This is a genomic window from Rhodococcus sp. APC 3903, assembly GCF_030407755.1.
Taxonomy (GTDB): Bacteria; Actinomycetota; Actinomycetes; order Mycobacteriales; family Mycobacteriaceae; genus Rhodococcus_F; species Rhodococcus_F erythropolis.
Map to the genome: position 1 here is coordinate 58880 of NZ_JASDCV010000015.1, position 14055 is coordinate 72934.

The following is a 14055-nucleotide window of genomic DNA, read 5'->3' on the forward strand; positions in this document are numbered from 1 at the left end:
ATGACGAGGCGCTTTGACGGCCGCCGAGCGCTTGTCACCGGTTCCAGTCGCGGAATCGGTGCGGGCGTCGCGGAGCGACTGGCAGCCGAGGGTGCCGACGTCGCCCTCGTGGCTCGGACGCTCGGCACGCATGCAACCCTGCCGGGCAGTCTCGAAGAGACTGCGGCTCGAATTGCCAAGTACGGAACCAAAGTCGAGATAGTTGTCGCAGATCTGACGGACGAGCAGCAGCGCGACACCGTTGTGCCGCTGGCGATCGAGAAGCTTGGCGGGACGATCGACATCCTGGTGAACAACGCGGCAGCGGCGATCTATCAGCCGCTGTCGGATTACCCACTGCGGCGACGACGTTTGATGTTCGAGGCAAATGTCCATGCACCGCTCGATCTGATGCAAGCCGTGGTGCCGGGGATGGTGGCAAACGGATACGGCTGGATCGTGAACGTGTCCAGTGGCACCGTCAAACCGTGGCATGGCCCGCCGTTCACGTGGGTCGAACCGGGAACTGCCATGACCGTGTACGGCGCCTCCAAAGCAGCGCTCAACAGGATGAGCAACGGCATGGGCGTGGAACTCTACGGCCAGGGGGTTCGCGTCAACACGGTTCAACCGCGGGCAGCGGTGCTCAGTGAGGGCGCCAAAGTCCTGGTCGGTGAGACTATCCGGCCGGATCAGGTCGAATCTATGGAAGAAATGGTGGAAGCGGTCACAGCGCTGTGTGATTGCGACACCGAGTTCACCGCGCGCTCGAGCGTCAGCTTGGACCTGATCGACGAGTGGTCCCTGACCGTACGCGGTCTGGACGGCGCAGCATTACCGGAGAACCCGGCACTACGAACCGAGGAGTTGGCATGAAGCCCGTCATCGTGGACGCAGCACGAACGCCGTTCGGCAAGCGTGAGGGTTGGCTGTCCGGAGTCCACGCGGCGGAACTGTTGGGTTATGCGCAGAAAGGTGTGCTGGATCGGGTTGGCGTGGATCCTGACGCGGTCGACCAGGTCATCGGCGGCTGTGTGACGCCTCTCGGTGAGCAGTTCGGAAACATCGTGCGTACGTCCTGGATGCATGCGGGCCTTCCGTTGAAAGCGGGTTGCACCACGATCGACGCGCAGTGCGGCACAGCGCAGCAATCGGTGCAGTTGATTGCCGGCCAAATTGCCATCGGTGCAGTCGACGTGGGTGTGGCGTGCGGTGTCGAGTTGATGTCCCGAGCTCCGTTGACGTACAAGGTGGGTACCGGCCTGGGAACGCCGCGTCCGGAGTCGTGGTCACTCGATACCGTCGACCAGTACACCGCGGCCGATCGGATTGCTGTCAAGCGCGGTTTCAGCCGCGAAGATCTCGACGCCTTCGGGCTGCGCTCGCAGCAGCGAGCCGCAGCAGCCTGGGAGGCAGGACGCTTCGACTCGCACATCATCGATGTGGTCGCTCCGGGCTCTGACGTTCCGGTTCACCGTGATCAGGGTCTGCGCGAATCGACTCTCGAAGGGCTCGCGAAGCTGCGCACCGTTCAAGAGGACGGATTGCACACCGCTGGAACGTCTTCGCAGGTCTCGGACGGTGCGAGTGCAGCTCTGCTGATGTCCGAGGATCGAGCCAAGGCCCTCGGCGTGCGGCCGCGCGCAAAGATACTGGCGCAGTGCGTCATCGGCGGTGACACCGAGTTCATGCTCGACGGTCCCGTCGACGCGGCAAACATCGTGCTCGGACGCACTGGTCTGACGATCGACGACATCGATCTGTTCGAGGTCAACGAGGCATTTGCTTCGGTACCGATGTCGTTCGCGCAGGTTCACGGCGTCGATGCCGAATTGCTGAACGTCAACGGCGGCGCAATCGCACTGGGCCACCCGGCCGGTGCAACCGGAATCAGACTGTTGGCCAATGTCATCGACGAATTGGAGCGCCGGAACAAGTCCATCGCACTGATCGCGATCTGCGCGTCCGCCGCAACCACCTGCCTGATTCTCGAACGCATCTGACAAGAATCGAAGATTGAGGAACCTGCCATGGCACTACCCCTGCTCGAAGATCACCGTGACCTGGCGGAAGCGGTAGCCGCATTCGCGAACCGCTTCGGTGGAATCGCCGATACGCGGAGCAACGTCAAGCGGTACGCCGCCGGTGATCGGCCGGACTCGTGGGATGGGTTGGTCCGTCAGGGCCTGCACGCAGTGCACCTGCCGGAGCAGTACGGCGGTGACGGGGCGGGTCTTGCCGAACTTGCAGTGGTAGTCGAGCAATTGGGTGATGCGCTCTATCCGGGACCGTACGTTCCGACGGTCATCGCGAGCGGCATTCTCGCAACAGCTGCGGGCCCGGCTGCGGAAACAATGCTGACCGAATTGGCCGCCGGTGCAACCGGAGCAGTCTGCACCGGAACGAGATTGCGCGCGGCTCGCAGCGACGCTGGGTGGACAGTGAGCGGTTCTGCCGACCCAGCTCTAGGTCTGCCCGGAGCTGATGTCGTTCTCGTGCGGGCGAACAGCGAAGACGGCGAGTTGTGGTTCCGGCTCGAACCGTCGACTTCCGCTGCGGTGGTGATCGAAGACGGGGTGGATCTGACACGGTCGATCGGAACACTGACGTTGACCGATCACCAGGTCGAGGCTGGGCTGATCGTCGACGGCCTCCAGGCGCACCGAACCGAACTGATCGTCAACACGGTGTTGGCTGCGGAGGCGAGCGGTATCGCCGGGTGGGCGCTACGGACCGCAGTCGACTATGTGAAGTCCCGGCAGCAGTTCGGCCGTCCGGTCGGAAGCTTCCAGGCAGTTCAGCACAAGGCGGCCATGATGCTGGTCCGCTCCGAGATTGCCTGTGCCGCAGCGTGGGACGCCGCTCGATCCGAAGACCACGACGAGGATCAGCAGAAACTTGTCTCGGCTCAAGCTGCGTTGGCCGCTTTGCCCGTCGGCATCGAGAACGCCCTCGAATGTGTAACTTTGCTCGGCGGAATCGGATTCACCTGGGAGCATGACGCGCATCTGTACTGGCGGCGGGCGATCAGTATCGCGGCAGTGGCGGGTTCCGAGGTGAAGTGGGCACACACGTTGGGAGACCGGTCTGCCGATTCGGAACGGGATTTCTCCTTTGTCGACCCGGAAATGCTGCCGGAGTTACGAGAGCAGGTTCGTAGGGTTCTGGACGAGGTTGCGCTGCTGCCCGACGACGGAACCACTAGCGCCAGTTGGGCGCCGGCCAAGGGGAGCGCTCGACGCGCCCGATTTGCCGACGCCAGACTGGTTGCCCCGCACTATCGGGCGCCGTACGGGCTGGGAGCGGGACCGAGGGAACAGGCCGTCATCGCACATGAATTCGCGATGCGAGGTTGGGCTCAACCGTCCACGGTGATCGGGGAATGGGTGCTGCCCACGATTCTCGAACACGGCAACGCCGAGCAGCAGGACAGGTTCGTCGAGCCTTCGCTGCGCGCCGACATCATCTGGTGCCAGCTGTTCAGTGAGCCGGGCGCGGGATCAGACCTGGCCGGTCTGAGCACGAAAGCGCGCAAGGTCGACGGTGGCTGGGTCCTGTCTGGTCAGAAAGTGTGGAACTCGGGTGCGCACGAGGCAGATTGGGGGGTATGCCTGGCGCGTTCCGACGCGGACGCTCCGAAACATCGTGGGCTGTCGTACTTCCTGGTCGACATGACCTCGAAGGGCGTCGACGTACGTCCGCTGAAGCAAGCCACCGGCAAGTCGGAATTCAACGAGGTATTCCTCGACGACGTCTTCGTCCCGGACGACTGCCTGGTGGCCGGACCGGGGCAAGGGTGGAAACTTGCTGCGACAACGCTGTCCAACGAACGCTTGAGCATGGGCAGCACGCTGCACCACGGTTCGAGTCGGTTGTTCCGTCAGGTGATTGCCGAAGCGAGCCACGACTGCCCCCGCGAAGATGCAGTGGAAGGCCTCGGCCGCAGTATCTCTCGTGAGTTGGCATTGTCCGCGATGAATCTGCGCGGAGTGTCGGCGCGACTGGCGGGTCAGGAACCGGGCGCCGAGATCAGCGTGTCGAAGGTGTACAACGCCCTGGCGCAGCGCCAGGGCTCGCGGGACCTGTTGCGACTGCTCGGACCGCGCGCCGCAGTTGTCGACCCGGCGGCGAACTACGCAATAGACCACATCGGACTTCCCTCGATTCTGTTCGGCGGCGGAACCGTCGAAATCCAACTCAACGTCATCGCGCAGCGCGTACTCGGCCTGCCGCGTTCGTAGATCTTAGGAGCTTCACCATGTACTTGGATTTGTCGGAGGAGTCGAAGACTCTGCGCAAGGAATTGCGCGCATACTTCGCAGAGATCATCAACGACGAAGACCGCCGTGCTCTCGTGGATCAGACCGAAGGCGGCCCCGTCTTCGATCGCATCCTGCGCCGGATGGGTAAAGACGGTTGGCTGGGCTTGGGGTGGCCGGAGGAATTCGGCGGTCGGGGTGAGAACCCCGAAGCTCTGTATGTGTTCTACGACGAAGTGATTCGCGCGAATGCGCCGCTGTCACTGGTCACGCTGAACACCGTCGGACCCGCTCTGATCAAGCACGGGACGCAAGCTCAGAAGGACTTCTTCCTGCGTCCGATCCTGGCGGGTGAATTGATCTTTGCCATCGGCTACACCGAACCCAATGCGGGCACCGATCTCGCGGCACTCGAAACACGCGCCCGCATCGAGGGCGACGAGCTTGTCATCAACGGCAACAAGATCTTCACCAGCGCCGGTGTGTTTGCCGACTGGGTCTGGCTTGCCGTTCGCACCGATCCTGACGCGCCGACGCATCAGGGCATTTCCGTGGTCCTGGTACCGACCAATTCGCCGGGGTTCTCGGTCACCGAAATTCACACCGTGGGCGGAATCAGCACTTCGGCAACCTATTACGAAGATGTTCGGGTGCCGATCAGCAATGTCGTCGGTGAGCTCAATCAGGGGTGGAAGCTCATCACCAACCAGCTCAACCACGAACGTGTTGCCCTGGCAGCACGCGGTGGCATCGCCAACGAGCTCTTCGCCGAGGTGGTCGAGTGGGCAAAGACAGAACCCGCCGGTGACGGCCACGTCTACGACATCGGCTGGGTACGTGAGAAATTGGCGGAAGTCTACGCGCTGCTCAGCGCCGCCGACCTGATGAACCTGCGACTGGTGGCGGACGTCGCCGCCAACACCTTGGGCGGCGGGGATTCGGCCGCGGCCAAGATCTTCGGTACCGAAGCCGTCGTCAGTGCGTACGGCATGCTGCAGGAAGTGCTGGGTGCCAAGGGCTTACTGCGCCCCGGTACACCCGGAGCGGTACTGGAAGGGCGGGTCGAGAACCTGGGTCGGCGCGCCCAGAACAACACCTTCGGTGGTGGTACCAACGAAGTGATGCGTGAAATTGTCGCCGCAAAATGCCTGGGCATGGCGCTTGCTGCGCGTCGCCGGCCCGCTGCACAGAACGAAAAGAGCTGACATGGAATTCGAATTCGACGACAACTTGTCCGCCGTGCGGGATCTGAGTGAATCGATCTTCTCGGCGAAGTGCGGAGTGGGCCGACTGCGGGAAGTGGAGAGCACCAGCGGTTTCGACGCCGAACTGTGGAAGCTCCTCGCCGACTCCGACGTTCTGGGAATCGCTCTGCCGGAAGAGGTCGGGGGAGCAGGACTCGGAATGCTCGGCCTGGCTGCGGTGCTCGAACAACAGGGCCGCCGGGTCGCCCAGGTGCCGCTCTGGTCGGTGATTTCCACGGCGGCGCTGCCGATTTCCGAGTTCGGCAGCACGGAGCAGAAAGCGTCGTGGCTTCCGGGACTGCTCGACGGCTCGGTGATCGTCACCGGCGCATTCGACACCGGCTACAACGCCGAGACGGCGGTTCGCGCCGAACCGGCGCCTGACGGTTGGGTTCTGTCAGGCCACGTCGACTCCGTGCCTGCCGCGGAGTTCGCGGCCGCGCTGGTGGTTCCGGTGACGATGCCGGACGGCAGTGTCAGCGTCATGATCGTGCCCACGGACCGGGACGCGCTGGTGCGTACACCGCTTGCGGTGACGAACCGCGAGAGCAACAGCGCTGTGCAGTTCGACGGGGTTGCGGTTACTGCAGCTGACGCACTTCCCGCAGACGGCGCGGTGGTTCGAGACAGGACGTTGCGGCGTGCACGGGTGGCTCTTGCGGCCCTGGCTACCGGCGTCTGCGAGGAAGCGCTGGGGATGACGGCGAAATACACCTCCGAGCGAGTGCAATTCGGTCGTCCACTCTCGACCAACCAGGCAGTTGCCGTCCGGGCCGCCGACGCGTACCTCGACACCGAGAGCACAAGGTTGACCACGCACCGCGCTGCCTGGCTGATGGACAGCGGAGTCGAGAGTGAAGCGGAAGCAGCGGCGCTGGTCGCCAAATGGTGGGCGTCGCGCGGCGGCCTGCGTGTGGTGCACGCGACCCAGCACCTGCACGGCGGAATCGGCGCGGACGTCGACTACCCGATTCACCGCTATTTCCTGTGGGGACGGCAGATCGCCTTCACCTTGGGGAGCGCGGGGGCGATAGGCGCCGAACTCGCCGATCAGTTGGAAATCCGAGCCCAGATCGGGGCGTCGGCGTGAATATCTGAGACGACAGGTTGCAGTCACGGGCAGCGCGTCGGCAATCATCGCGCTACTCTGCCCTTCGTGAATCGCACCAGTTCGTTCATCCGGCCGTTGGTTCCGCGGGATCCGCACGAGCCGCATCGGGTGGCGACGCCGCTCGAGCTGCTCACCGACCTCTGCTTCGTCGTGGCGGTCGCTCAAGCGGCCACCGGTCTGCACCACGCGATCAGCGAAGGGCACGCGGCTTCGGGCGTCGGGCACTTCGCGATGGCATTCTTCGCGATCTGGTGGACGTGGCTGAACTTCACGTGGTTCACCTCGGCGTACGACAACGACGACGGAATCGCCCGGCTGCTGACCATCTTCCAGATCCTCGGATCGCTGGTCCTTGCAGCCGGCATCGTCCGCTTCTTCAACGACGACGCCCTGCTCATCATCGTCGGCTACGTCATCATGCGAATAGCCCTGGTCATCCAATGGCTCAGGGTGTCGCGGAACGACCCCGAACATGCGCTCACGGCTCGTCGATACGCTCTCGGAATCGTGTTGGTCCAGATCGGTTGGATCGGTTTCTACTTCGTTCCATCCGCCATTTACGTCCCGACGTTCCTGGTGTTGGTTCTGTGCGAATTCGCGGTACCGATCTGGTCGGAGAAGCCGGGCATGACGCCGTGGCACCCGCATCACATCGCGGAGCGGTACTCGTTGTTCTTCATCATCGTTCTGGGCGAGACGATCCTCTCGACCACCATCGCGATTCAGGACGCGGTCGACGGTGAGCATCCGGCAGCGCAGGTCACCTACGTCGTGATCGGCGGCATTCTGATTGTTTTCAGCCTGTGGTGGCTCTACTTCCAACGCAATGCAGGCGAAGTGATCGGCGGTGACAACGTCTCACCCTTCGTCTGGGGGTTCGGTCACTACTTCATCTTCGCCGCCGCTGCCGCCATCGGTGCGGGGTTGGCTTCGCGCGTCGACTTCTGGACTCATCACGGTGACGGCAGCGCGTTGGTGACGGGTGCTGCCGTCACCGTTCCGGTCGCGGTCATCCTTGCCGCCCTGTGGTTCATCCACATTCGACTACATGACTCCTCGGTACGCACCCTCATGCCGTTCTCGGTCGCGATCGTCGTCGTGCTCGGTGGTACCTACACCGCGGTGCCCGAACTGGTTGCGGGACTGGCCTGCGCCGCGCTGTTGGCCGTGGAACTGGTTCTGACCGAGGGGAAATCCGAAACCGTCTGAGCGCTCATTCGGCGGCAAGGAATATCGCCTTGGTGACGGCGACGGTCTCCAGCGGTCCCTTCGACGGTCCGACCAGCACGGTCCACCGATCTTCGGAACGATCGATCGGATAGGTGCTTTCGGCCCATACGATGGGTGTATCCGTCCCTTGCCCTCGGCAGGAGTAGGCGCCCGCCAGACGGGGGTCGGATTCGGCAGAGGGCCACGAACCGCCGTGCCGGACGCGGCAGAGAAGGCCGTTCTCGAGTTCGAGCCCGAAGGGAGTCGGGCCGGCGGGCGGCGGATAGGCCTCGACGCCGTCCACGCCTCGAGCGGTGATCAGTTCTGTTCCCCAGGGAAATTGCAGGCAGAGAATCGAATCGGGCTCCGGGCCGACCCAACACGCGTCCGCCCCGTCTGCGGTGCTTCCGCAGGTGATGACTCCCGGCGTGACGGCCGACTGAGATGCTCCGTAGCACTCGCTGATCTTCATGGCCGGTGTCTTGACACTCCAACCGGATTTGGGTTTGCCGGAACCGTCGACGGCAACAAGATTCACGATCTCGGTGGGTGTACCGCCCGCCGACGATCCCGCAGTCGCGGGCAAGCACCGGCAGAGGACTATGCGGGTGATAGTTCCCTCATCCGCTTTCTTGCCTTCGGGTGTGAAGGTGATGCGATACCCGGTTCCTGCTTCGGAGTCGGCCGGAAAGACTGCAACCGATTCGCCGTCGGAATTGGTTGTGGCAGTGAAGGGACCGTACAGTTCGGCGGCGCGCTGCATCTTCTGGCCGACGGCCAGTCCGTCCAGTGTGACAGCACCGGTCCGGGGTGCAATTTCGACGAGAACGCCATCGGTAAAGGTCAATTCGCAGTCTTGCCATTCGACCACCACCGTTCCGGTCTTCGATACCGACACCAGATCGCCGGCCGCTTTCCGTGCGTCCTCCACCGTCATGCCGATCCGAAGGTCACGGAAGCCGCTGGTGGAGAGTCGCTCCCGTGCGGATTCGGGATTCGAGGCAACCGCCAGCCGTGCGGTGAGTTGCGCTGCGTTGGCGGCGTCGATCGCCATGCCCCCGGTCGCGTCGGCGATGCACTTCAACTGGCCGGACGCAGCGGCGTCGAGCTTGAATCCGATTGTGTGGATAGTCAGGTCAGGATCGTGAGGTATCGCTTCCGTGGACTCACATGGAGGTTCGGTTGAGCAGGTGTCCTCTCCATCGGAGACGAGGATGATCGTGCGCTCGCCATCGGTCGGGAGTGCGGCGGCGGCTTGTTGAAGCGCAGCCATGATCGGCGTGTATCCCGACGCGGACAACCCGTCGATTCCCGCTGCGAATGCATTTCGATCGAGCGGTCCGAGTGGCACGACGGTCTTGATGTCGCGGCAACCCGCGTCCTTCTCGGCGTCGCTGCTACCTGTGGCGGTGCCGTACGCGATCAGACCGAGCGCTGTGTCGTCTGGAAGACCACTGACAAGAGTGTGAATCGCGTTCTTGGCGGCATCGATTCGAGGACCGGGAGCGTCGTCCTGCTTCATCGACCCCGAGGCGTCCAGGACGATGATGTTAGGCGCCGTTGCGCTCGCCTCTGAAACCGGATCAGCAGTGACACTTGCCTGCTGGGGCCCGCCTACTTCCTGGGTCCCACCTGCTTCTTTGGGCCCGCCACTGCCCTGCGTCGAACACCCGACGGCAATGATCGCAGTCGCCGCAATACAGATCGCCACACGAAGACGCATGGAATGAGGCTACGAGGTGCCGCCGCCCACCAACAGTCGTCCGAACGGACGACAGGCTCAGCGAATCGCGAGCCGCTCCTTGCGGAGCTTGTCGACCTCGGGCAGATGCAGGGGTTCGAGCTCGTTGACGCCCAAGGCCCGCATGAGCAGGAGGTCCGCGAGTTCCGGATTCCGGGCCAAGGCGGGTCCGTGCATGTACGTCCCGATCACCGAACCCTGCACGACGCCTTCGAATCCGTCACCGACGCCGTTTCCGACACCATGGGTGACACGTGCGAATCCAGAGGCTGAGCTACCCAGAGTTGTTCCGCCGCGGTGATTCTCGAAACCTGAGAGAGGCGCGGTGAGCCCGTCGATCAAGGGCTTCGTGATGACCTCGCCGATGGAACGCTTCTCCTGCGGAGAGGTCGTGACGTCGAGCATCGAGACACCGTCGACGCGTTCGCCGCTGGAGGTTTCGTACCAGTTGCCGAGCACCTGAATTGCAGCGCAGATCGCCAGAACCGGTGCGCCGCGCTCGGCGGCGCGTTGCAGGCCAGGGTATTTCGCGAGATGGCGCGTTGCGAGTCGCTGAGCGGAATCCTCGGCGCCACCCAATGTGTACACGTCGAGCGAGTCGGGGACCGGATCGCTCAAGGTGATGTCCACGATTTCGGCGTCGTAACCGCGCATCCGCAGACGCTGACGCAGGATCAGGGCATTGCCGCCGTCGCCGTAGGTGCCCATGACGTCGGGGAGAACCAGTCCGATGCGAATTGTCGAGTCAGACATTGCGAGACTCCTTCGCGATGGCGGTGTTGAGGTCACGGAAGGCTGTGTAGTTCGCCAGTACCTCCACGCGTCCGGGAGGGCAGGAAGCGATGGCGCGCAACGGATCCGGATCGAGGGTGTGCTCGACGCCTGCGTACGTGAGGCGAACGGCGAGATCGGTTCCGCGTTCGCCGGCGGCCACTACCTTGACGCCTTCGAAGTGCTCGAACTTCACGTCCCACAGCCAGGAGAGGTCCTCGCCGTCCGGCACCTGACCGTTCACCGCGATCACCAGTCCGTCCACCGTGGGATCGATCATCGACAGCGCTTCCTGCCAACCGGCGGGATTCTTCGCGAGCAGCATGTGGACGGAGTGCGGTCCGACCTCGACGGTGCTGTAGCGGCCGGCGACTTCCTGGACCGTCGACGCGGCGGCAACTGCCCCGACCGGATCTGCGCCCAAAGCAGCCGCAGCAGCTACGGCCTGAGCGGCGTTACCGCGGTTGGCTTTTCCGGGGAGAGTCAACGTCATCGGAATCTTCAGGCCGTCGGGGCCGTAGAGATTGTCGTCGTCGAGCCACCATGTCGGCTCGGGCCGCGCGAAGTCGGAACCGGTACTGCGCCAGTGCTTTCCCTCCCACACGATGGGTTCACCGGTGCGCGGGCAGCTGACGGAATCGCCGGCCCAGCCGCCGCCGGCAGCAACCCACACGACGTTGGTGGCGTCGTATGCCACGGAGGTGACCAGTACGTCATCGCAGTTGGCGACGATCACCGCGTTCGGATGCGCGTTGACGCACGCGCGGAGCTTCCGCTCGATCATGTTGATCTCGCCGACCCGGTCGAGCTGATCGCGGCTGAGATTGAGCAGCACGATCACTTCCGGGTTCACGGCGTCGGCTACGTGGGGGACGTGCAGTTCGTCGACCTCGAGTGCTGCCAGCGTTGCGTCCGTACGCGCGGCCAGAGCGGCCACGATCCCGGCATCCATGTTGGCGCCGTCGGCCTGCGTGGCGACGTCACCGAGTGTCGCGAGCGCTGCGGCGGTCATACGCGTGGTCGTCGACTTGCCGTTGGTGCCCGTGACCACGACGGTGCGCTTGCCGCGTCCGAGCTGAGTCATGAGCGTCGGGTCGATCTTGAGGGCGATCAACCCGCCGATCATCGAACCCTTGCCGCGACCGGCCTTCTGCGATGCCCAAGATGCTGCTGCGGCAGCTCGCATGGCGAGCTTTCCGCGCACTGTGATCGATAGTCCAGTTCCCACGGCCCGAGTTTGGCACAGGGCATCGTCAGACGCCGAGTCGCGCCGGTGGTGAGGCTGCAGGTGTGTCCGAGAAAACAGTGTTCGCGGGCTTGCGCCTCATCTGTGCGGCACTCGCTCCGGCGATCACGATGACTGCCCCGACCAGGGACAACGGGCTCGGATCCTCGTGCAGGAACAGCCAAGACGCGCCGATTCCCACTACCGGTACCAGCAAGGAGAGCGGCGCCACCATGCCGGCGGGATAGCGGCCCATGAGCATCGTCCAGAGCCCGGATCCGGCGATAGTGCCGAGCAGAATGATGTAGGCCAGCCCGACCAGTGACGGCCAGGCGTCGGCGCTGAACGCGGTGCCGAGCGCGTGCCATCCGACGGTGGGGCCTTCGACCACCGCTGACAGGGCGAGCATCGGCAACGGCGGGATGACGCACATCCACAGCATCAAGCGCATCGGTGCGGGCTCGCCGACGGTGTTCGCCGCGGCCAAGCGGCTGCCGAGATTGCCGAACGCCCAGGACAGGCCGCCGAGGAGCGTGAGGATGACGGGCAGCAGTGCCGCGTGGTGTGAACGGTCCCAGCCGATCAACGACATACCGACTACGGCGACGGCGATCCCGGAGACCTGCCAGACGCTGAGCTTCTCGCGGAGTAGGAACGCGCCGAGGACGACGGTGAACGGCGCGGACGACTGCAGGACCAGTGATGCGAGACCCGTCGGCATCCCCGAATGCATCGCCCAGAAGAGGAAGACGAACTGGCCGAATCCGAAACCGAATCCGTAGAGCAGCAACCAACGGAGCGGTACCTGCGGACGCGGCACGAAGATGACCACCGGAATCGCGATGATCAGGAACCGCAGCGCCGCGAAGAAGAACGGCGGGAAATGATCCAGGCCGACGCGAATGGCCAGGAAGTTCAGACCCCACAAGACGATCACGGTCAGGCCGAGGAGACGGTCGCGGGGAGTCATGACGTTAATCGTGAGCCGTACGAAGCATCAGAACAAGCGAATATAGATGCACTATCCATGTAGTTTTGCTACATGGATATTCGTCACCGTATGGATGCCACGCGCTTGCGGATCCTCCGTGAGCTCGCCGACCGAGGAACCGTCGGCGCTACTGCTCTCGCTCTCTCGATGACACCGTCCGCCGTCTCGCAACAACTCAAGATCCTCGGCCGAGAGGCGGGGGTCTCGCTCCTCGAGCCGGACGGGCGCACGCTGCGCCTCACCGACGCTGGTCGAGCGCTGGTGCTCCGCGCCGACGACGTGGTGGCGGCGCTCGACCGGGCAGCGGACGAGATGGCGTCGTACCGAGGCTCGCCGCGCGGCAAGGTGCGAGTCGCGTTCTTTCCCTCCGGAGCAGCTCTCCTGCTGCCCGGCGTCCTGACGGCGCTGAAGAACTCGGACGTGGACATCGACGCACACGACGTCGACAAACCGGCGTCGGCCGTCCCTGGACTGTTGGCCGATCACGACGTGATCCTCACTCACCGTGACGAACGCGGCGCCGAGACCTCGTTTCCCCGGGTCAGCGTGCAACCGCTGATGCGTGAACCGATCGATCTGGTGCTGCGGCCTGATCATCCACTCGCCGAGCAGGATTCGGTCCGGTTGGAGCAATTGGCCGACGAGAACTGGATCAGCGTGCGCGGCGGGTTTCCGGTCGACGACGTTCTGTTGTCGGTTGCGTCCGTCACCGGGGTCCAACCTCGAGTCGCTCATCGGATAAACGATTTCCGAGTTATCGAAGAGTTGGTGGCGGCGGGCCACGGTGTGGCTTTGATGCCGCGTTACGCGATCACACATCCTGGAGTGTCGAGGAAACCGGTGGCAGGCGTGCGCGCTGCACGCGTTTATGAATTGGCAACTCGATTACACATCGACCGCAGCCCGGCTATCGGAGTGGTTCTCGACGCTTTTCGCGACGTCGCGCGAGCTGTCGGTGAATGAACGGCTGTCGGTGCATGAACGGCTGTCGGTGCATGAACGGCGGATGGTGAATGAATACGAAACGGGAGCGACACGATTAGTGTCGCTCCCGTTTCGGTAGTGCAATCCTCACTGATTAGTGAGGGCCTGAATCAGGCGAGGGCCTTGGCCTTCAGCGCTGCGAATTCTTCTTCGCTGATGGTGCCGGCGTCGAGAAGTGCCTTTGCATCTGCGATGGACTCGGCCGGGGACTTTCCGGCAACCTCACGGATGTAGCTGTCCTGTGCATTCTTGACCTGCTGAGCAGCCTCCATGGAGCGCTGGGCCATTCCGTCGCTTCGGACGATCAGATAGACGAGCGAGGTGAGCAGCGGAATGAAGAACAGGAAGACGATCCAGATTGCCTTTACCCAGCCGGAAGTCTTGTGATCACGGAATAGGTCGGTGATGATCGAGAAGAGCAGGATCAGGTACGCGATGAACGCGAAGCTGATGATGATCAGCCAGAGGAAGTCCCAAAAGGAATCCATTGTCGAGCCCCATTTCACAAGTCGGATTTGTCTGAGGTGACTATCTCACGTGC

General features: G+C 63.5%; 12 protein-coding genes. 7 read left to right on the plus strand and 5 right to left on the minus strand.

Translation table 11 applies throughout. The features are described from left to right. From QMA15_RS21255 to QMA15_RS21280, 6 genes are all read left to right on the plus strand, one after another. Positions 1-855: an SDR family NAD(P)-dependent oxidoreductase gene (locus QMA15_RS21255; protein WP_047888077.1), complete on the plus strand. Its 855-nt coding sequence runs from the start codon at positions 1-3 to the stop codon at positions 853-855. Next, positions 852-1982, plus strand: a complete 1131-nt coding sequence (locus tag QMA15_RS21260) for a steroid 3-ketoacyl-CoA thiolase (protein ID WP_279162977.1) — start codon at positions 852-854, stop codon at positions 1980-1982. The genes QMA15_RS21255 and QMA15_RS21260 overlap by 4 nt, the downstream gene beginning before the upstream one ends. A gap of 27 nt (positions 1983-2009) precedes the next feature. Beyond that, positions 2010-4220 carry an acyl-CoA dehydrogenase gene (locus QMA15_RS21265; RefSeq protein ID WP_279162978.1) on the plus strand — a complete coding sequence of 737 codons (2211 nt, stop codon included), beginning with the start codon at positions 2010-2012 and terminating at the stop codon, positions 4218-4220. A 17-nt stretch (positions 4221-4237) separates the two neighbouring features. Further along, positions 4238-5443 carry an acyl-CoA dehydrogenase family protein gene (locus QMA15_RS21270; protein WP_020905915.1) on the plus strand — a complete coding sequence of 402 codons (1206 nt, stop codon included), beginning with the start codon at positions 4238-4240 and terminating at the stop codon, positions 5441-5443. Position 5444: 1 nt separating this feature from the next. Further along, positions 5445-6572, plus strand: a complete 1128-nt coding sequence (locus tag QMA15_RS21275) for an acyl-CoA dehydrogenase family protein (RefSeq protein WP_279162979.1) — start codon at positions 5445-5447, stop codon at positions 6570-6572. Positions 6573-6638: 66 nt separating this feature from the next. Further along, entirely contained in the window at positions 6639-7802 is a 1164-nt protein-coding gene (locus tag QMA15_RS21280) for a low temperature requirement protein A (RefSeq protein ID WP_020905917.1), read from the plus strand. Positions 7803-7806: 4 nt separating this feature from the next. On the opposite strand, the gene QMA15_RS21285 is transcribed toward QMA15_RS21280, so the two are convergent. The 4 genes from QMA15_RS21285 to QMA15_RS21300 are packed head-to-tail and all read right to left on the minus strand — an operon-like array spanning position 7807 to position 12509. Next, positions 7807-9525 carry a VWA domain-containing protein gene (locus QMA15_RS21285; protein ID WP_279162980.1) on the minus strand — a complete coding sequence of 573 codons (1719 nt, stop codon included), beginning with the start codon at positions 9523-9525 and terminating at the stop codon, positions 7807-7809. A 57-nt stretch (positions 9526-9582) separates the two neighbouring features. After that, on the minus strand, positions 9583-10296 hold the full coding sequence (locus QMA15_RS21290; protein WP_019746560.1) for a glutamine amidotransferase: 714 nt from the start codon (positions 10294-10296) through the stop codon (positions 9583-9585). Next, positions 10289-11542 (minus strand): MurT ligase domain-containing protein, encoded by a 1254-nt coding sequence (locus QMA15_RS21295; protein WP_021332917.1) that lies wholly within the window; start codon positions 11540-11542, stop codon positions 10289-10291. Before QMA15_RS21295 ends, QMA15_RS21290 begins: the two co-directional genes overlap by 8 nt. Positions 11543-11567: 25 nt before the next feature. Beyond that, positions 11568-12509: an EamA family transporter gene (locus QMA15_RS21300; protein ID WP_019746562.1), complete on the minus strand. Its 942-nt coding sequence runs from the start codon at positions 12507-12509 to the stop codon at positions 11568-11570. Positions 12510-12599: 90 nt separating this feature from the next. Between QMA15_RS21300 and QMA15_RS21305 the strand changes: the two genes are divergently transcribed. Beyond that, a complete protein-coding gene (locus tag QMA15_RS21305) occupies positions 12600-13493 on the plus strand; it encodes a LysR family transcriptional regulator (protein ID WP_020905920.1) in 894 nt (297 codons plus the stop codon). A gap of 131 nt (positions 13494-13624) precedes the next feature. Here QMA15_RS21305 and QMA15_RS21310 read toward each other — a convergent pair whose 3' ends face one another. Beyond that, positions 13625-14002 (minus strand): PLDc N-terminal domain-containing protein, encoded by a 378-nt coding sequence (locus tag QMA15_RS21310; RefSeq protein WP_020968226.1) that lies wholly within the window; start codon positions 14000-14002, stop codon positions 13625-13627. Positions 14003-14055: the final 53 nt, after the last annotated feature.